The organism is Enterobacter cloacae complex sp. P27C (assembly GCF_014895705.1).
Taxonomy (GTDB): Bacteria; Pseudomonadota; Gammaproteobacteria; order Enterobacterales; family Enterobacteriaceae; genus Enterobacter; species Enterobacter bugandensis.
This window is the reverse complement of sequence record NZ_JADBQB010000002.1, coordinates 135,038-153,476: the sequence shown is the minus strand read 5'-3', so window position 1 is coordinate 153,476 and position 18,439 is coordinate 135,038. Positions and strand designations below refer to the sequence as shown.

The 18,439-nt window shown below is 57.0% G+C and carries 16 protein-coding genes; 14 read left to right on the top strand and 2 right to left on the bottom strand.

Annotation, left to right across the window (positions count from 1 at the left end):
* Positions 1–4 precede the first annotated feature (4 nt).
* From IM291_RS04175 to nei, 5 genes are read left to right on the top strand one after another with little or no spacing between them, the layout of a single operon-like run.
* A complete protein-coding gene (locus IM291_RS04175) occupies positions 5–748 on the top strand; it encodes a type 2 GTP cyclohydrolase I (RefSeq protein ID WP_028012373.1) in 744 nt (247 codons plus the stop codon).
* A gap of 14 nt (positions 749–762) precedes the next feature.
* Positions 763–1,419 (top strand): 5-oxoprolinase subunit PxpB, encoded by a 657-nt coding sequence (gene pxpB, locus IM291_RS04170; protein ID WP_048999786.1) that lies wholly within the window; start codon positions 763–765, stop codon positions 1,417–1,419.
* Positions 1,413–2,345 carry a 5-oxoprolinase subunit PxpC gene (gene pxpC / locus IM291_RS04165; RefSeq protein ID WP_048999788.1) on the top strand — a complete coding sequence of 311 codons (933 nt, stop codon included), beginning with the start codon at positions 1,413–1,415 and terminating at the stop codon, positions 2,343–2,345. The genes pxpB and pxpC overlap by 7 nt, the downstream gene beginning before the upstream one ends.
* Positions 2,332–3,072 carry a 5-oxoprolinase subunit PxpA gene (gene pxpA / locus IM291_RS04160; RefSeq protein WP_192986215.1) on the top strand — a complete coding sequence of 247 codons (741 nt, stop codon included), beginning with the start codon at positions 2,332–2,334 and terminating at the stop codon, positions 3,070–3,072. Before pxpC ends, pxpA begins: the two co-directional genes overlap by 14 nt.
* A gap of 18 nt (positions 3,073–3,090) precedes the next feature.
* On the top strand, positions 3,091–3,882 hold the full coding sequence (gene nei / locus IM291_RS04155; RefSeq protein ID WP_192986214.1) for an endonuclease VIII: 792 nt from the start codon (positions 3,091–3,093) through the stop codon (positions 3,880–3,882).
* Positions 3,883–3,981: 99 nt separating this feature from the next.
* Here nei and IM291_RS04150 read toward each other — a convergent pair whose 3' ends face one another.
* Entirely contained in the window at positions 3,982–5,265 is a 1,284-nt protein-coding gene (locus IM291_RS04150) for a citrate synthase (protein WP_028012378.1), read from the bottom strand.
* Between the two features lie 638 nt (positions 5,266–5,903).
* On the opposite strand from IM291_RS04150, the gene sdhC reads away from it, so the two are divergent.
* The 8 genes from sdhC (at position 5,904) to sucD (ending at position 15,544) form a co-directional block, all read left to right on the top strand.
* Complete coding sequence (gene sdhC / locus IM291_RS04145) at positions 5,904–6,308, top strand: succinate dehydrogenase cytochrome b556 subunit (RefSeq protein ID WP_026080740.1); 405 nt, start codon at positions 5,904–5,906, stop codon at positions 6,306–6,308.
* Positions 6,302–6,649, top strand: a complete 348-nt coding sequence (gene sdhD, locus IM291_RS04140) for a succinate dehydrogenase membrane anchor subunit (protein WP_003858621.1) — start codon at positions 6,302–6,304, stop codon at positions 6,647–6,649. The genes sdhC and sdhD overlap by 7 nt, the downstream gene beginning before the upstream one ends.
* Positions 6,649–8,415 (top strand): succinate dehydrogenase flavoprotein subunit, encoded by a 1,767-nt coding sequence (gene sdhA / locus IM291_RS04135; protein WP_041910764.1) that lies wholly within the window; start codon positions 6,649–6,651, stop codon positions 8,413–8,415. Before sdhD ends, sdhA begins: the two co-directional genes overlap by 1 nt.
* 15 nt (positions 8,416–8,430) lie before the next feature.
* Positions 8,431–9,147, top strand: coding sequence for a succinate dehydrogenase iron-sulfur subunit SdhB (gene sdhB, locus IM291_RS04130; protein WP_008501090.1), 717 nt, complete (start codon positions 8,431–8,433; stop codon positions 9,145–9,147).
* 223 nt (positions 9,148–9,370) lie between these two features.
* Positions 9,371–12,178 carry a 2-oxoglutarate dehydrogenase E1 component gene (gene sucA / locus IM291_RS04125; RefSeq protein ID WP_045261080.1) on the top strand — a complete coding sequence of 936 codons (2,808 nt, stop codon included), beginning with the start codon at positions 9,371–9,373 and terminating at the stop codon, positions 12,176–12,178.
* Between the two features lie 14 nt (positions 12,179–12,192).
* Positions 12,193–13,413 carry a 2-oxoglutarate dehydrogenase complex dihydrolipoyllysine-residue succinyltransferase gene (odhB, locus tag IM291_RS04120; protein WP_041910762.1) on the top strand — a complete coding sequence of 407 codons (1,221 nt, stop codon included), beginning with the start codon at positions 12,193–12,195 and terminating at the stop codon, positions 13,411–13,413.
* Positions 13,414–13,508: 95 nt separating this feature from the next.
* Positions 13,509–14,675 carry an ADP-forming succinate--CoA ligase subunit beta gene (gene sucC, locus IM291_RS04115; protein ID WP_006809579.1) on the top strand — a complete coding sequence of 389 codons (1,167 nt, stop codon included), beginning with the start codon at positions 13,509–13,511 and terminating at the stop codon, positions 14,673–14,675.
* Positions 14,675–15,544, top strand: coding sequence for a succinate--CoA ligase subunit alpha (sucD, locus tag IM291_RS04110; protein WP_008501094.1), 870 nt, complete (start codon positions 14,675–14,677; stop codon positions 15,542–15,544). The genes sucC and sucD overlap by 1 nt, the downstream gene beginning before the upstream one ends.
* An 83-nt stretch (positions 15,545–15,627) precedes the next feature.
* Here the strand turns inward: sucD and IM291_RS04105 are convergent, their stop codons facing one another.
* Entirely contained in the window at positions 15,628–16,347 is a 720-nt protein-coding gene (locus IM291_RS04105; protein WP_028012382.1) for a GntR family transcriptional regulator, read from the bottom strand.
* Positions 16,348–16,518: 171 nt separating this feature from the next.
* Between IM291_RS04105 and mngA the strand changes: the two genes are divergently transcribed.
* Positions 16,519–18,435 (top strand): PTS 2-O-a-mannosyl-D-glycerate transporter subunit IIABC, encoded by a 1,917-nt coding sequence (gene mngA, locus IM291_RS04100; RefSeq protein WP_048999149.1) that lies wholly within the window; start codon positions 16,519–16,521, stop codon positions 18,433–18,435.
* Positions 18,436–18,439: the final 4 nt, after the last annotated feature.

Sequence of the window (18,439 nt, the reverse complement as noted above, 5' to 3'; positions counted from 1 at the left end):
GATGATGAAAAACAGTGAACTGGAACGCCTGATTAACGAAAAACTTAATACCGCCTCCTTTAGCGACTATGGCCCGAATGGCCTGCAGGTCGAAGGGCGCGAAACGGTGCAGAAAATCATCACCGGCGTGACGGCAAGCCAGGCGCTGCTGGATGAGGCGGTGCGTCAGGAAGCCGACGCGGTGATTGTCCATCACGGTTACTTCTGGAAAAACGAATCGCCGATTATCCGCGGCATGAAGCGCAACCGCCTCAAAACGCTGCTGTCGAATGATATCAACCTGTACGGTTACCATCTGCCGCTGGATGCGCATCCTGAACTGGGAAATAACGTCCAGCTGGCACAGCTGTTAGGGATTACCGTGATGGGTGAAATCGAGCCGCTGGTGCCGTGGGGCGAACTGTCGATGCCGGTACCGGGGCTGGAGCTGGCATCGTGGATCGAAGCGCGGCTGGGGCGTCGTCCGCTGTGGTGCGGAGATACCGGGCCGGATACCGTGAAGCGCGTGGCGTGGTGTACCGGCGGCGGCCAGGGCTTTATCGACAGCGCCGCGCGCTTTGGTGTTGATGCGTTTATTACCGGCGAAGTCTCCGAACAGACGGTTCACTCTGCCCGCGAGCAGGGGCTGCATTTTTACGCGGCAGGCCACCACGCTACCGAGCGCGGCGGTATTCGCGCCCTCAGCGAGTGGCTGACGGAAAATACCGATCTGGATGTGACCTTTATTGATATCCCTAATCCGGCCTGATGAGAGGTAGTTAAGTGCAGCGAGCGCGTTGTTATCTTCTGGGTGAAACCGCGGTAGTTCTGGAGCTTGAGCCTCCCGTGACGCTTGCCACGCAAAAGCGTATCTGGCGCCTGGCTCAGCGACTGCCCGAGCTACCCGGCGTGGTTGAAGCTATTCCGGGTATGAATAATATCACCGTGGTGCTACGCGATCCGCACTCCGGGGCGCTGGATGCCATTGAGCGTCTGCAGCGCTGGTGGGAAGAGAGCGAGGCGCTGGAGCCAGAATCGCGGACGATTGAGATCCCGGTTGTCTATGGCGGCAAAGGTGGCCCTGACCTTGGCGTGGTGGCCGAACACTGTGGATTAACAGTAAAGCAGGTTGTGGAGTTGCACAGCTCGGTGGATTACGTCGTCTGGTTTCTGGGTTTTCAGCCGGGCTTTCCGTATCTGGGCGGATTATCTCCCCGGCTGCATACCCCGCGTCGGGCTGAGCCGCGCCTGAGCGTTCCCGCAGGAACGGTGGCAATTGGCGGTGAACAAACCGGAGTTTATCCGCTTACTTCACCGGGCGGCTGGCAGCTTATCGGGCACACCTCTATGCCACTATTTAAACCGGGGCAGGAGGCACCGATCCTCCTGCGTCCGGGTGATACTCTGCGCTTTATCCCGCAGAAGGAGGGGGTATGTTAACGCTTATTCGCGCGGGGCTTTATACCTCCGTTCAGGATGCCGGACGCTTTGGCATGCGCCAGTCCGGCGTGAGCTACTGCGGTGCGCTCGATCGTCCTTCGCTGGAGATTGCCAACCTGCTGGTAGGCAACGCGGGCAGCACGGCGGCGTTAGAAATTACGCTGGGTCAGTGCGTTATTGAATTTGGTGAGGAGACCTGGTTCGCCTTAACCGGCGCGGGCTGTGACGCGACGCTGGACGGCAAAGCGGTGTGGACCGGCTGGCGATTGCGGGCGAAAGCCGGGCAGCGTCTGACGCTTAAGCGTCCTCTGCACGGCGTGCGCAGCTATCTTGCCGTGGCGGGGGGCATCGACGTGCCGGAGGTGTTGGGGTCGTCCAGCACCGACCAGAAAGCGGGAATGGGCGGCCATGAGGGACGGCTGCTGCGCGACGGCGATCGTATTGCGATTAAGCCATCAGCGCGCCATTTCACCACCACGCAGGGCGTGAAGCAGCTGCTGTGGGGGAACGTGATCCGCGCCTTGCCGGGACCGGAATATCAGGAGTTTGATGAAGCCTCAAAAGAGTCTTTCTGGCGTTCGCCGTGGAAAATCAGCCCGCAGAGTAACCGTATGGGTTACCGGCTTCAGGGGCAGCCGCTGACCCGCACGACTGACCGGGAGCTGCTTTCCCACGGGCTGCTGCCAGGGGTGATTCAGGTGCCGGGCAACGGGCAGCCCATCGTACTGATGAACGACGCGCAAACTACCGGCGGCTATCCGCGTATTGCCTGCATTATTGAAGCGGATCGCTACCATCTGGCTCAAATCCCTCTCGGTCAGCCGATTCATTTTGTGCAGTGTACGCTGGAGGAGGCGCTAAAGGCCCGGCAGGATCGGCAGCGCTATCTCGAACAGCTGGCGTGGAGGCTTGATGGTAAAGATTGATTTAAACGCCGATTTGGGGGAAGGCAGCAGCGCCGATGCGGAACTGATGACCCTGGTCTCCTCGGTCAATATCGCCTGCGGTTTTCACGCGGGCGATGCGCAAACCATGCTGGAGAGCGTGCGTAATGCCATTAAAAACGGCGTGGCGATTGGCGCTCACCCGAGCTTCCCGGACCGGGAGAACTTTGGCCGTACGGCGATGGATCTGCCCCCTGAGACGGTCTACGCTCAGGTGCTCTACCAAATCGGCGCGCTGGAGGCGATAGCGCGCGCTGAGCATGGCGTGCTGCGTCACGTCAAACCGCACGGCATGCTCTATAACCAGGCAGCGAAAGATCCGGCGCTGGCGGAGGCGATTGCCCGCGCGGTGCGGGACTGCAATCCGCAGCTGATTCTGGTTGGCCTGGCGGGTAGCGAGCTTATTCGTGCCGGAGAACGGCTGGGGCTGACGACGCGGCAGGAAGTCTTTGCCGATCGGGGATACATGCCGGACGGCAGCCTGGTGCCGCGCACGCAGGCCGATGCGCTGATTACTGACGAAAATAAAGCGCTGGCGCAGACGCTGGAGATGGTGCGCGCCGGGCGGGTGACCGCCGTGGATGGAACATCCGCAAATGTTCAGGCCGATACGGTGTGTTTACACGGCGACGGGGAGCATGCGCTCCAGTTTGCGCGACGCCTGCGGGCGGCGTTCTCTGAAGAGGGCATTCTCGTCAGCGCAGATTGATTATAAAAGGACAATGACATGCCTGAAGGTCCGGAGATCCGCCGCGCGGCGGATAGCCTGGAGGAGGCGATAAAGGGCAAACCGCTGACCTATGTCTGGTTTGCCTTTCCTCAACTTAAGCCGTTTGAAACAGAGCTGGTGGGACAGACGGTGACCCATATTGAAACGCGCGGCAAAGCGTTGCTCACGCATTTTTCCCATAACCTGACGTTATATAGCCATAACCAGCTCTACGGTGTGTGGCGCGTCGTCGATGCGGACGAGCAGCCGCAAACGACGCGCGTGCTGCGCGTCCGGTTACAAACGACGGATAAGGCGATCCTGCTCTATAGCGCCTCTGATATCGAAATGTTAACGCCGGAGCAGCTGCTGACGCATCCGTTCTTACAGCGCGTCGGGCCGGACGTGCTGGACATGCGCCTGACGGCGAGCGACGTGAAGGCCCGACTGTTATCGCCCAAATTCCGCAACCGCCAGTTTTCCGGATTGTTGCTCGATCAGGCTTTTCTTGCGGGATTAGGCAACTATCTGCGGGTGGAAATCCTTTGGCAAGTGGGGCTGGCGCCTCAGCGCAAGGCCTCTCAGCTTAGCGAGGAACAGCTGGACGCGCTGTCTCACGCGCTGCTGGACATTCCACGGCTGTCGTACAACACGCGCGGCCTGGTGGATGAGAACAAGCATCACGGGGCGCTGTTCCGGTTCAAAGTGTTTCATCGGGCGGGAAAAAAGTGCGAGCGGTGCGGCGGGATTATCGACAGGATTATGCTCTCTTCCAGACCTTTTTACTGGTGCCCGCACTGCCAGAAATAAAAGTAAAACGGTAACCCAAGGGTTACCGTTTTTAAGGTTTTCTCCCTCTCCATGTGGGAGAGGGCCGGGGTGAGGGCATCAGGCCGCACCCAACGTTTTTTAGCGCTTCAGGTCAGACTTAAAATCACGCTGCTCGTAGCCGGTGTACAGCTGACGAGGACGGGCGATTTTCATGCCTTCGCTGTGCATTTCGTTCCAGTGCGCAATCCAGCCCACGGTACGCGCCATGGCGAAGATCACGGTGAACATGGAAGACGGAATGCCCATCGCTTTCAGAATAATGCCAGAGTAGAAATCGACGTTCGGGTAGAGTTTCTTCTCGATGAAGTACGGGTCGTTCAGCGCGATGTGTTCCAGCTCCATCGCCACTTCCAGCAGATCGTCTTTGGTGCCCAGCTCTTTCAGCACTTCATGGCAGGTCTCACGCATAACGGTTGCGCGCGGGTCGTAGTTTTTGTAAACACGGTGACCGAAGCCCATCAGGCGGAAGGAGTCATTCTTGTCTTTCGCACGACGCACGAACTCTGGAATGTGTTCAACGGTGCTGATCTCTTCCAGCATCTTCAGCGCCGCTTCGTTCGCGCCGCCGTGCGCCGGTCCCCACAGGGAGGCGATGCCCGCAGCGATACAGGCGAACGGGTTCGCGCCTGAAGAGCCTGCGGTACGGACAGTAGAGGTAGAGGCGTTCTGCTCGTGGTCAGCGTGCAGGATCAAAATACGGTCCATCGCGCGTTCCAGCACCGGATTCACTTCATACTCTTCGCACGGCGTGGAGAACATCATGCGCAGGAAGTTGCCGGCGTAGGAGAGGTCGTTACGTGGGTACACAAACGGCTGGCCGATGGAGTATTTGTAGCACATCGCCGCCATGGTCGGCATTTTGGACAGCAGGCGGAACGCCGCGATATCACGGTGACGCGGGTTATTCACGTCCAGAGAATCGTGGTAGAACGCCGCCAGCGCACCGGTGATACCGCACATGACCGCCATCGGGTGAGAGTCACGACGGAACGCATGGAACAGACGGGTAATCTGCTCATGGATCATGGTGTGACGGGTCACGGTGGTTTTGAATTCATCGTACTGCGCCTGCGTCGGCTTTTCGCCGTTCAGCAGGATGTAGCACACTTCCAGGTAGTTGGATTCGGTGGCTAACTGATCGATGGGGAAGCCGCGATGGAGCAGGATACCTTCGTCACCGTCAATGTAGGTGATTTTGGATTCGCAAGATGCGGTAGAGGTAAATCCAGGGTCAAAGGTAAATACTCCTTTGGAACCCAGCGTACGGATATCAATAACATCCTGACCGAGCGTGCCTTTTAGCACATCCAGTTCAATAGCATCATCACCATTTAGGGTGAGTTTTGCCTTTGTATCAGCCATTTACGGTCTCCTTAGCGCCTTATGCTTAAGACTGCTTTTACCGGATTTGCCTTCAGCTGTTAATCACCGTTACCAGATTGTTATTTGGCTTACCGCTCAGCTCACGAGGAGTAACCAGGGTACAGAGCTATGGCGCCTTGCAGGTAAACGAATGAAATATCAGTGAAACAACAGCAAATCAGCGTTTTTGCAGTCCGAATTATTCAAACCTGTATATCACTAATAACTGTCCTGATAACTTCGGTCAATACCATCACACTGTTACATAACTATTTGTCAGGTGAAAGAGAGACCTCATAACTTTTGCGCATTATATGCCTTTTCTGATGACGTTTGTAACAATATTGTTTAACATTTGTCAAATCAGATGATTAAAAATTAAAAAGATGTTGTTATCGTGACCCTGATCACTGTTCCAGAGAAAACCCAACAAACTGTATGTAGGTTAATTGTAATGATTTTGTGAACGGCCTATACTGCCGCCAGGTCTCCGGAACACCCTGCAATCCCGAGCCACCCAGCGTTGTAACGTGTCGTTTTAGCATTTGGAAGCAATGTTTTGCATGACGCGCAGTTATAGAAAAGGAACGCTGCTTGACCCGCATCGCAGTCCGGAGGAAGGAAACAATAAGAACAGCATGTGGGCGTTATTCATGATAAGAAATGTGAAAAAACAAAGACCTGTCAATCTGGATCTCAAAACGATCCGGTTCCCCGTAACAGCAATAGCGTCCATTCTGCACCGTGTTTCTGGTGTGATTACGTTTGTGGCGGTCGGTATTTTGCTGTGGTTACTGGGCACCAGCCTCTCTTCCCCTGAAGGATTCCTCCAGGCCTCGGCCATCATGAATAGCTTCTTCGTGAAATTTATCATGTGGGGCATTCTCACCGCGCTGGCCTATCACGTTGTTGGCGGCGTACGCCACATGCTGATGGACTTTGGCTATCTGGAAGAGACGTTCGAGGCCGGGAAACGTACCGCGAACATTTCATTTGTGATCACTGTCGTGCTTTCACTTCTCGCAGGAGTTCTCGTATGGTAAGCAACGCCTCCGCATTAGGACGCAACGGCGTACATGACTTCATTCTGGTCCGTGCTACCGCCATCGTTCTCACCCTTTACATCATCTATATGATCGGTTTCTTCGCGACCAGCGGCACGCTGACGTGGGAAATCTGGAGTGGTTTCTTCGGATCGGCCTTCACCAAAGTGTTCACCCTGCTGGCCCTGTTCTCCATCCTTATCCATGCCTGGATCGGCATGTGGCAGGTGTTGACCGATTACGTTAAACCGCTGGCGATTCGCCTTCCGCTGCAACTGATTATTGTTGTTGCGCTGCTGGTTTACGTCATTTATGGATTTGTTGTGGTGTGGGGTGTGTAATGAAACTGCCAGTCAGAGAATTTGATGCTGTTGTGATTGGTGCGGGTGGTGCAGGTATGCGCGCCGCACTGCAAATTTCCCAGAGCGGCCAGACCTGTGCGCTGCTCTCTAAAGTGTTCCCGACCCGTTCCCACACTGTGTCCGCGCAGGGCGGTATTACCGTTGCGCTGGGTAACTCCCATGAAGATAACTGGGAATGGCACATGTACGACACGGTAAAAGGTTCCGATTACATCGGCGACCAGGATGCCATCGAATATATGTGTAAAACCGGCCCGGAAGCGATTCTGGAGCTGGATCACATGGGTCTGCCGTTCTCCCGTCTGGAAAATGGCACCATCTATCAGCGTCCGTTTGGCGGCCAGTCGAAAAACTTCGGCGGCGAGCAGGCGGCACGCACCGCGGCGGCGGCTGACCGTACTGGTCACGCGCTGCTGCACACCCTGTATCAGCAGAACCTGAAAAACCATACCACCATCTTCTCCGAGTGGTATGCGCTGGATCTGGTGAAAAACGCCGATGGCGCAATTGTTGGCTGTACCGCGCTGTGCATCGAAACCGGTGAAGTGGTTTACTTCAAAGCCCGCGCGACCGTGCTGGCGACCGGCGGCGCAGGCCGTATTTATCAGTCCACCACTAACGCCCACATCAACACCGGTGACGGCGTCGGTATGGCTATTCGCGCCGGCGTACCGGTGCAGGACATGGAGATGTGGCAGTTCCACCCAACCGGTATCGCCGGTGCGGGCGTGCTGGTCACCGAAGGCTGCCGCGGTGAAGGTGGCTACCTGCTGAACAAACACGGCGAGCGCTTCATGGAGCGTTATGCCCCGAATGCGAAAGACCTGGCGGGTCGTGACGTGGTGGCGCGTTCCATCATGATCGAAATCCGTGAAGGCCGCGGCTGCGATGGCCCATGGGGTCCACACGCGAAGCTGAAGCTCGACCATCTGGGTAAAGAAGTGCTGGAATCCCGTCTGCCGGGCATCCTGGAACTGTCCCGTACCTTCGCGCACGTCGATCCGGTGAAAGAGCCGATTCCGGTTATCCCAACCTGCCACTATATGATGGGCGGTATTCCGACCAAAGTGACCGGTCAGGCGCTGACCGTGAACGAGCAGGGCGAAGACGTGGTCATTCCTGGCCTGTTCGCGGTAGGCGAAATCGCCTGCGTATCCGTACACGGTGCCAACCGTCTGGGCGGTAACTCGCTGCTGGACCTGGTGGTATTTGGTCGTGCGGTGGGTCTGCATCTGCAGGAGTCCATTGCCGAGCAGGGCGCGCTGCGTGATGCAACCGACGACGAAATCGACGCCTCTCTTGAACGCCTCAACCGCTGGAACGGTAACCGTAACGGCGAAGATCCGGTGGAAATCCGTAAAGCGCTGCAGGAGTGCATGCAGCACAACTTCTCGGTATTCCGCGAAGGCGATGCGATGGCCAAAGGCCTTGAGCAGCTGAAGGCGATCCGCGAGCGTCTGAAAAATGCCCGTCTGGACGACACCTCCAGCGAGTTCAACACCCAGCGCGTTGAGTGCCTGGAGCTGGATAACCTGATGGAAACCGCATTCGCAACCGCGATGTCGGCAAACTTCCGTACCGAAAGCCGTGGCGCCCATAGCCGCTTCGACTTCCCGGATCGTGACGATGAAAACTGGCTGTGCCATTCCCTGTATCTGCCAGAGTCGGAAACCATGACGCGTCGTAACGTCAACATGGAACCGAAACTGCGTCCGGCGTTCCCGCCGAAGATTCGTACTTACTAATGCGGAGACAGGATAATGAAACTCGAATTCTCAGTTTATCGTTATAACCCGGATGTTGATGACGCTCCGCGCATGCAGGACTACACCCTCGAAGCGGAAGAAGGTCGTGACATGATGCTGCTGGATGCCTTAATCCAGCTGAAAGAGAAAGATCCTACGCTGTCGTTCCGCCGCTCCTGCCGTGAAGGGGTATGTGGCTCTGACGGTGTGAACATGAACGGCAAAAACGGCCTGGCCTGCATCACGCCAATTTCAGCGCTGCAGCGTCCTGGTCAGAAAATTGTTATCCGTCCTCTGCCAGGCCTGCCGGTCGTGCGTGATTTGGTGGTAGACATGGGGCAATTCTATGCACAATATGAGAAGATTAAGCCTTACTTATTGAATAATGGGCAAAATCCACCCGCTCGCGAGCACTTACAGTCTCCTGAGCAGCGTGAAAAACTCGATGGTCTGTACGAGTGTATTCTCTGCGCATGCTGTTCAACGTCCTGCCCGTCGTTCTGGTGGAACCCGGACAAGTTTATCGGCCCTGCGGGTCTGCTGGCTGCCTATCGCTTCCTTATCGACAGCCGCGACACCGAAACCGACAGCCGTCTGGAAGGATTAAGTGACGCTTTCAGCGTATTCCGCTGCCATAGCATCATGAACTGCGTCAGTGTGTGTCCGAAGGGGCTGAACCCGACGCGCGCCATCGGCCATATTAAGTCGATGCTGCTGCAGCGCAGTGCGTAAGTAGTGAGAGGGGAGCGCTGTTCCCCTCACCCTAACCCTCTCCCAAAGGGAGAGGGAATAAATTGCAGAAACCTTTAAAAACTGCCCTGAAGTCTAGACAGTTTCTAAAGGTTCCTTCGCGGGCCAAATGAAAAGAGCTCGCAGGTGAACCCCGGCACGTACACGCGGTGTGCGTGGTAGTTTCTACGGCGAAAGTAAGCATAAAAATGCTTAAGGGATCACGATGCAGAACGGCGCAATGAAAGCCTGGCTGGACTCTTCTTACCTCTCTGGTGCCAACCAGAGCTGGATAGAACAGCTCTATGAAGACTTCTTAACCGATCCTGACTCAGTGGACGCAAACTGGCGTTCCATGTTCCAGCAGTTGCCTGGTACAGGGGTCAAACCGGATCAATTCCATTCCAAAACACGTGATTATTTCCGTCGTCTGGCGAAGGATGCCTCACGTTACTCTTCTGCGATTTCCGACCCTGACACCAATGCGAAGCAGGTTAAAGTCCTGCAGCTTATCAACGCTTATCGCTTCCGCGGTCACCAGCATGCGAATCTCGATCCGCTGGGACTGTGGCAGCAGGAACGTGTGGCCGATCTCGATCCGGCGTATCACGATCTGACCGAGGCCGATTTCCAGGAAAGCTTTAACGTAGGTTCCTTTGCCATCGGCAAAGACACGATGAAGCTGGGCGATCTGATTGACGCGCTCAAGCAAACCTACTGCGGCTCCATCGGCGCGGAATATATGCACATTACCTCTACCGAAGAGAAACGCTGGATCCAGCAGCGCATCGAATCCGTAGCGGGCCACGCGACCTTCTCGGCCGACGAGAAGAAACGCTTCCTCAGCGAACTGACCGCAGCGGAAGGGCTTGAGCGCTATCTGGGCGCGAAGTTCCCGGGCGCAAAACGCTTCTCGCTGGAAGGCGGCGACGCGCTGGTGCCGATGCTGAAAGAGCTGATTCGCCACGCAGGCAAGAGCGGCACCCGTGAAGTGGTGCTCGGCATGGCGCACCGTGGTCGTCTGAACGTGCTGGTCAACGTGCTGGGTAAAAAACCGCAGGACCTGTTCGACGAATTCGCGGGCAAACATAAAGAACACCTCGGCACCGGCGACGTGAAGTACCACATGGGCTTCTCGTCAGATATCGAAACCGAAGGCGGTCTGGTTCACCTGGCGCTGGCGTTTAACCCGTCACACCTGGAAATCGTCAGCCCGGTGGTTATCGGTTCCGTGCGCGCGCGTCTGGATCGTCTGGACGAGCCGAGCAGCAATAAAGTGCTGCCAATCACCATCCACGGTGATGCGGCGGTCACAGGGCAGGGCGTGGTTCAGGAAACCCTGAACATGTCGAAAGCGCGTGGTTATGAAGTGGGCGGTACCGTTCGCATCGTGATCAACAACCAGGTGGGCTTCACCACCTCTAACCCGCTGGATGCCCGTTCTACCCCGTACTGCACCGACATCGGTAAGATGGTACAGGCGCCAATCTTCCACGTTAATGCGGATGACCCGGAAGCCGTTGCTTTCGTTACTCGTCTGGCGCTGGACTTCCGTAATACCTTTAAGCGCGATGTGTTCATTGACCTCTTCTGCTACCGCCGTCACGGCCACAACGAAGCGGATGAGCCAAGTGCAACCCAGCCGCTGATGTACCAGAAAATCAAAAAACACCCGACGCCGCGCAAAATCTATGCTGACAAGCTGGAAAGCGACAAGGTGGCGACGCTGGAAGATGCGACCGAAATGGTCAACCTCTACCGCGACGCGCTGGACGCGGGTGAATGCGTGGTGAAAGAGCTGCGTCCGATGAACATGCACTCCTTTACCTGGTCGCCGTACCTCAACCACGAGTGGGATGAGAGCTACCCGAACAAGGTTGAGATGAAGCGCCTGCAGGAGCTGGCTAAACGCATCAGCACCGTGCCGGACGCTATCGAGATGCAGTCTCGCGTGGCGAAAATTTACGCCGACCGTCAGTCCATGGCGGCAGGCGAGAAGCTGTTCGACTGGGGCGGGGCGGAAACGCTGGCCTACGCAACGCTGGTTGACGAAGGCATTCCTGTTCGTCTGTCCGGTGAAGATGCGGGCCGTGGGACCTTCTTCCACCGTCACGCAGTGGTTCACAACCAGTCTAACGGTTCAACCTACACTCCGCTGCAGCACGTGCATAACGGTCAGGGCCAGTTCAAGGTCTGGGACTCCGTGCTGTCTGAAGAAGCGGTACTGGCCTTCGAATACGGCTACGCAACTGCGGAACCGCGCACCCTGACCATCTGGGAAGCGCAGTTCGGTGACTTCGCCAACGGTGCGCAGGTCGTTATCGACCAGTTCATCTCCTCCGGCGAGCAGAAGTGGGGCCGCATGTGTGGCCTGGTGATGCTCCTGCCGCACGGTTATGAAGGCCAGGGTCCGGAGCACTCCTCCGCGCGTCTGGAACGTTATCTGCAGCTCTGCGCCGAGCAGAACATGCAGGTCTGCGTGCCGTCCACCCCGGCTCAGGTGTACCACATGCTGCGTCGTCAGGCGCTGCGCGGTATGCGCCGTCCGCTGGTGGTGATGTCGCCGAAATCCCTGCTGCGTCACCCGCTGGCGGTCTCCAGCCTGGAAGAGCTGGCGAACGGTACCTTCCTGCCGGCCATCGGTGAAATTGACGAGCTGGATCCGCAGGCCGTTAAGCGTGTCGTAATGTGTTCTGGTAAGGTTTATTACGACCTGCTGGAACAGCGCCGTAAGAACGATCAGAAAGATGTCGCCATCGTGCGTATCGAACAGCTTTATCCGTTCCCGCATCAGGCGATGCAGGAAGTGCTGAAACAGTACGCTCACGTACATGATTTTGTCTGGTGCCAGGAAGAGCCGCTCAACCAGGGCGCATGGTACTGCAGCCAGCATCATTTCCGTGAAGTGATTCCATTTGGGTCAGCCCTGCGCTATGCAGGTCGCCCGGCCTCCGCCTCTCCGGCGGTAGGGTATATGTCCGTTCACCAGAAGCAGCAACAAGATCTGGTCAATGACGCGCTGAACGTCGATTAATTAAAGGATACATAATGAGTAGCGTAGATATTCTTGTTCCCGACCTGCCTGAATCCGTAGCAGATGCGACCGTCGCTACCTGGCACAAAAAACCAGGCGATGCCGTTAAGCGCGATGAAGTGCTGGTAGAAATCGAAACTGACAAAGTGGTACTGGAAGTACCGGCTTCGGCGGATGGCGTTCTGGACGCGGTGCTGGAAGATGAAGGCACCACCGTCACCTCTCGTCAGATCCTGGGGCGCCTGCGTGAAGGCAACAGCGCGGGCAAAGAGTCCAGCGCGAAGTCTGAAGAGAAAGCTTCTACGCCGGCTCAGCGCCAGCAGGCTTCTCTGGAAGAACAGTCTAACGACGCCCTCAGCCCGGCGATCCGTCGCCTGCTGGCTGAACACAGCCTTGACCCGGCAGCCATCAAAGGCACCGGTGTGGGCGGTCGTCTGACCCGCGAAGACATCGACAAGCACCTGGCGAAAGCGCCTGCTCAGGCGGAAGCGAAAGCCCCTGTGGCCGCGCCGGCAGCTCAGCCTGCTCTGGGTGCCCGCAGCGAAAAACGCGTACCGATGACGCGCCTGCGTAAGCGCGTGGCCGAGCGTCTGCTGGAAGCGAAAAACTCCACCGCGATGCTGACCACCTTCAACGAAGTGAACATGAAGCCAATCATGGATCTGCGTAAGCAGTACGGTGACGCGTTTGAAAAACGTCACGGTATCCGTCTGGGCTTCATGTCCTTCTACGTGAAGGCGGTGGTTGAAGCGCTGAAACGCTACCCGGAAGTGAACGCGTCTATCGATGGCGATGACGTGGTTTACCACAACTACTTCGACGTCAGCATGGCGGTTTCTACCCCACGCGGCCTGGTGACCCCGGTTCTGCGTGATGTGGATACCCTGGGTATGGCTGACATCGAGAAGAACATTAAAGAGCTGGCCGTGAAAGGCCGCGACGGCAAGCTGACCGTAGACGATCTGACCGGCGGTAACTTCACCATTACCAACGGCGGCGTATTCGGCTCGCTGATGTCTACCCCGATCATTAACCCGCCGCAGAGCGCGATCCTGGGTATGCATGCCATTAAAGATCGCCCGATGGCGGTAGACGGTAAAGTTGAGATCCTGCCGATGATGTACCTGGCGCTCTCTTACGACCACCGCCTGATCGACGGCCGCGAGTCCGTGGGCTTCCTGGTAGCTATTAAAGAGCTGCTGGAAGATCCAACGCGTCTGCTGCTGGACGTCTAGTAACGATTTAGCATCACCTGCCCCGTGGACCGGCACACGCTGCGCCGGTCTACAGGTTTGAAGATAACGATTACCCTGAAGGATGGATAGAACACATGAACTTACATGAATATCAGGCCAAACAGCTGTTTGCCCGGTATGGCTTACCGGCTCCGGTGGGTTATGCCTGTACTACCCCGCGTGAAGCAGAAGAAGCCGCATCTAAAATCGGTTCCGGCCCGTGGGTAGTTAAATGTCAGGTTCACGCTGGTGGCCGTGGTAAAGCGGGCGGTGTGAAGGTTGTTAAGAGCAAAGAAGAGATTCGTGCGTTTGCTGAACATTGGCTCGGCAAGCGTCTGGTGACCTACCAGACAGATGCGAACGGCCAGCCGGTTAACCAGATCCTGGTCGAAGCGGCGACCGACATCGCGAAAGAGCTGTACCTGGGCGCGGTGGTTGACCGTAGCTCCCGTCGCGTGGTGTTCATGGCGTCTACCGAAGGCGGCGTGGAAATTGAAAAAGTGGCGGAAGAGACCCCGCACCTGATCCACAAAGTGGCTATCGATCCGCTGGCGGGCCCAATGCCTTATCAGGGTCGCGAGCTGGCGTTCAAGCTGGGTCTGGAAGGCAAGCTGGTTCAGCAGTTCACCAAGATCTTCATGGGCCTGGCGACTATCTTCCTTGAGCGCGATCTGGCGCTGATTGAGATCAACCCGCTGGTGATCACCACCCAGGGCGACCTGATCTGCCTCGACGGCAAGCTGGGCGCTGACGGCAACGCGCTGTTCCGCCAGCCGGATCTGCGCGAAATGCGCGACCAGTCTCAGGAAGATCCGCGTGAAGCACAGGCTGCTCAGTGGGAGCTGAACTACGTGGCGCTGGATGGCAACATCGGCTGCATGGTTAACGGTGCGGGCCTGGCGATGGGCACCATGGACATCGTTAAGCTGCACGGCGGTGAGCCGGCAAACTTCCTCGACGTGGGCGGTGGCGCAACCAAAGAGCGCGTAACCGAAGCGTTCAAAATCATCCTCTCTGACGACAACGTTAAAGCGGTACTGGTTAACATCTTCGGCGGCATCGTCCGTTGCGACCTGATTGCAGACGGCATCATCGGTGCGGTAGAAGAAGTGGGTGTTAACGTTCCGGTGGTTGTGCGTCTGGAAGGTAACAACGCTGAACTCGGCGCGAAAAAACTGGCTGACAGCGGCCTGAATATTATTGCAGCGAAAAGTCTGACGGATGCAGCTCAGCAGGTTGTTGCCGCAGTGGAGGGGAAATAATGTCAGTTTTAATTAATAAAGATACCAAGGTTATCTGCCAGGGCTTCACCGGTAGCCAGGGGACTTTCCACTCCGAACAGGCGATTGCCTACGGCACGCAGATGGTTGGCGGCGTAACGCCAGGTAAAGGCGGCACCACGCACCTGGGCCTGCCGGTGTTCAACACCGTGCGTGAAGCGGTAGAAGCGACGGGCGCAACCGCGACCGTGATCTACGTTCCGGCACCGTTCTGCAAAGACTCCATTCTGGAAGCGATCGACGCAGGCATCAAGCTGATCATCACCATCACCGAAGGCATCCCGACCCTGGATATGCTGACCGTGAAGGTGAAGCTGGACGAAGCAGGCGTGCGCATGATCGGCCCGAACTGCCCAGGCGTGATCACTCCGGGCGAATGCAAAATCGGCATCATGCCTGGCCACATTCACAAGCCGGGCAAAGTGGGCATCGTTTCCCGTTCCGGTACTCTGACCTATGAAGCGGTTAAGCAGACCACCGACTACGGCTTCGGCCAGTCCACCTGCGTGGGCATCGGCGGTGACCCAATCCCGGGATCTAACTTCATCGACATCCTGAAGCTGTTCCAGGAAGATCCGCAGACCGAAGCGATCGTGATGATCGGTGAGATCGGCGGTAGCGCGGAAGAAGAAGCGGCTGCTTATATCAAAGAACACGTAACCAAGCCTGTTGTCGGCTACATCGCGGGTGTGACTGCGCCGAAAGGCAAGCGTATGGGCCACGCGGGCGCGATCATCGCCGGTGGTAAAGGTACGGCTGATGAGAAGTTTGCTGCGCTGGAAGCCGCAGGCGTGAAGACCGTTCGCAGCCTGGCGGATATCGGCGAAGCACTGAAATCCATCATTAAGTAAGTCCTCTCTGCTCCCCGAACGGGGAGCGATGAAGTATAAAAATGTCCGTTTCGACATGGTTGGCCGCTGTAAAGCGGCCTTTTTTATTGCCTGCGTCTGGCGACGAGAGTGAACTTGTAGTCGTCGGTATTGAACACGTTGCGGCTGTATTCAAACACCCGTCCGTCCTTCAGGAACCCGCGGGAGACTTTTTCCAGGATCGGCTTTGCCGGATCGAGCGACAGCGCGGCGATCGCCTCCTCTGACGGCATGATCGGCATCAGCTCCTGCTCGCTGCGATCGATAACCAGCTTTTTGATCTGCTCAACGTAGTGATATTTCGAATTCTCCATCACTTCCCAGGTGAGGTCGGGAAACATGGCCAGCGGCATCCATGTCTCCTCCAGGTTCACCGGCTTCTGCTTGATGAAACGCACGCGCTTAACGTGCCAGACCTTATCTTCCACGCCAACCGCTAATGTTGCCGCCAGCCGCGCATCGGCTTTCACCACTTCAAAGATTTTGACATCACTGTGCGTATCGACATGACGATCCGCCAGCTTTTCGTAAAAGCCGGTGAGCTGATAAATATCGTAATTGACGCGCTCCTCTTTTTTTACATAAGAGCCGCTGCCCTGAATACTTTCGATGATCTGCTCGTCGGCGAGCAGTTTCAGGGCCTGCCGCACGGTGACGCGGCTGACGCGAAACGCCTCCTGAAGACTGGACTCCGTCGGCAGCGCGTCTCCGGGTTTTAATTCCCCGGCGTTGATTTTCTCGCGGAACGCATCGGCTATTTGCCGATACATCGGTTTGTTGCCCATTTTATCGCGCCTGCTTAATACCTTTTCAGGGAATTATGCATTCAACTGATGATTTGTAAATAATACAATTAAAATACAAATTTGGCTTTTAGTGAAAGTGATCACATAAATGTATTATCAGGTCTGCCAGAATCCTCCCCAGACAATAACTCTGTATAGGTGAGGATCTTTATGAACCTGACGACTCTGACCGATCCGCGTGCTGTTTGCGTTCAGGCGCAGTTTACCCGCCGGGATGAGGCAATCCGTCAGCTTACGGCGCGGCTGGTGGCGCTGGGCAAAATCGCTGATGCCGATGCGTTTCTGGAGGAGGTGTTTCATCGGGAATCGCTTGGGCCGACCGCGCTGGGTGAAGGACTGGCCGTTCCTCACGGTAAATCAACCGTCGTGAAGGAGGCGGCTTTTGCCGTGGCAACTCTGCGAGAACCGCTTGCATGGGAAGGCGTGGACGGGCCGGAAGAGGTTGAGCTGGTTTTTCTGCTCGCCATTCCGCCAGCAGAAGCGGGTTCGACCCATATTCAGGTGCTGACGGAGCTGACGTCTCGCCTGGCGGATGACGATCTCAGGGCGCGCGTGATGGCTGCTACCACGGCGGAAGACGTGCTTGCTGCGCTTGAAGCTGTCCCTGACACGGAAGAGGCAGGCGTCGCGCTGAATGCCCCGACAATCGTCTGCGTGACCGCCTGTCCGGCCGGGATCGCGCATACCTATATGGCCGCAGAGTACCTGGAAAAAGCGGGACGCAAGCTTGGCGTCAACGTGGTGGTCGAAAAGCAGGGGGCGAACGGCATTGAGGGGCGCATCACCGCGCAGCAGCTTCGTGAGGCCAAAGCGTGCATTTTTGCCGCAGAAGTGGCGATCAAAGAGAGCGAGCGTTTTCAGGGGATCCCCGCCATCTCCGTGCCCGTCGCGGAGCCTCTGCGCCATGCTGAAGCGCTGATTGAGCGCGCGCTGGCGCTGCAGCCTGCATCCGATGCGCGTCCTGCGCATGTCGATACCGAAACGAAAAAGAGCGTTAAAACTGAACTCAAGCAGGCACTTCTCAGCGGTATCTCTTTTGCGGTGCCGCTGATCGTCGCTGGCGGTACGGTGCTGGCCGTGTCGGTACTGCTGGCGCAAATCCTGGGTCTGCAGCACCTGTTTGACCAGGAAAACTCGTGGCTGTGGATGTACCGCAAGCTTGGCGGTGGCATGCTCGGCATTCTGATGGTACCTGTTCTGGCGGCCTATACCGCGTATTCGCTGGCGGATAAACCTGCGCTGACGCCGGGCTTTGCGGCCGGTCTGGCTGCCAATATGATCGGCTCCGGTTTTCTGGGCGCTATCGTCGGTGGGCTGATCGCGGGCTATCTGATGCGCTGGGTGAAAAACCACATCCGGCTCAGTAGCCGCTACAACGGCTTTCTGACCTTTTATCTCTATCCGGTGATTGGCGTGCTCGGCGCGGGCAGCCTGATGCTGTTTGTGATTGGCGAACCGGTGGCCTGGCTCAATAACACGCTCACCGTCTGGCTTAACGGTCTCTCTGGCGCGAATGCGCTGCTTCTGGGGGCAATCCTCGGGTTTATGTGCTCATTCGATTTGGGTGGCCCGGTCAACAAAGCCTCTTACGCGTTTTGCCTGGGGGCGATGGCGAACGGCGTTTATGGTCCTTACGCAATCTTTGCCTCCGTCAAAATGGTCTCAGCTTTCACCGTCACGGCGTCGACGATGCTGGCGCCGAAGCTGTTTAAACCGTTTGAAATTGAAACCGGTAAATCAACGTGGCTGCTCGGCCTGGCGGGCATTACCGAAGGGGCGATCCCGATGGCGATTGAAGATCCGCTTCGCGTCATTGGCTCATTTGTGCTCGGCTCCATGGTAACAGGCGCGGCTGTCGGTGCGATGGGGATCGGGTTGTCTACCCCGGGGGCCGGGATTTTCTCTCTCTTTTTACTTCACGATGCCGGGTTGGGCGGTGTGGTTGCGGCGGCGGGCTGGTTTGGCGCGGCGCTGGCGGGGACCGCTGTCTCCACGTTTGTTCTGCTGCTCTGGCGACGTCAGGCAGTAAAAAAGGGCAAGTACCTCACAGAAGACGCCATACCGTAAAAAC

Coding starts and splice junctions, on each gene's coding strand:
- IM291_RS04175 (WP_028012373.1), top strand. CDS start 5: ATGAAAAACAGTGAACTGGAACGCCTGATTAACGAAAAACTTAATACC.
- pxpA (WP_192986215.1), top strand. CDS start 2,332: ATGGTAAAGATTGATTTAAACGCCGATTTGGGGGAAGGCAGCAGCGCC.
- mngA (WP_048999149.1), top strand. CDS start 16,519: ATGAACCTGACGACTCTGACCGATCCGCGTGCTGTTTGCGTTCAGGCG.
- sucC (WP_006809579.1), top strand. CDS start 13,509: ATGAACTTACATGAATATCAGGCCAAACAGCTGTTTGCCCGGTATGGC.
- pxpC (WP_048999788.1), top strand. CDS start 1,413: ATGTTAACGCTTATTCGCGCGGGGCTTTATACCTCCGTTCAGGATGCC.
- sdhA (WP_041910764.1), top strand. CDS start 6,649: ATGAAACTGCCAGTCAGAGAATTTGATGCTGTTGTGATTGGTGCGGGT.
- odhB (WP_041910762.1), top strand. CDS start 12,193: ATGAGTAGCGTAGATATTCTTGTTCCCGACCTGCCTGAATCCGTAGCA.
- IM291_RS04105 (WP_028012382.1), bottom strand. CDS start 16,347: ATGGGCAACAAACCGATGTATCGGCAAATAGCCGATGCGTTCCGCGAG.
- nei (WP_192986214.1), top strand. CDS start 3,091: ATGCCTGAAGGTCCGGAGATCCGCCGCGCGGCGGATAGCCTGGAGGAG.
- sdhB (WP_008501090.1), top strand. CDS start 8,431: ATGAAACTCGAATTCTCAGTTTATCGTTATAACCCGGATGTTGATGAC.
- sucA (WP_045261080.1), top strand. CDS start 9,371: ATGCAGAACGGCGCAATGAAAGCCTGGCTGGACTCTTCTTACCTCTCT.
- sdhC (WP_026080740.1), top strand. CDS start 5,904: ATGTGGGCGTTATTCATGATAAGAAATGTGAAAAAACAAAGACCTGTC.
- IM291_RS04150 (WP_028012378.1), bottom strand. CDS start 5,265: ATGGCTGATACAAAGGCAAAACTCACCCTAAATGGTGATGATGCTATT.
- sdhD (WP_003858621.1), top strand. CDS start 6,302: ATGGTAAGCAACGCCTCCGCATTAGGACGCAACGGCGTACATGACTTC.
- sucD (WP_008501094.1), top strand. CDS start 14,675: ATGTCAGTTTTAATTAATAAAGATACCAAGGTTATCTGCCAGGGCTTC.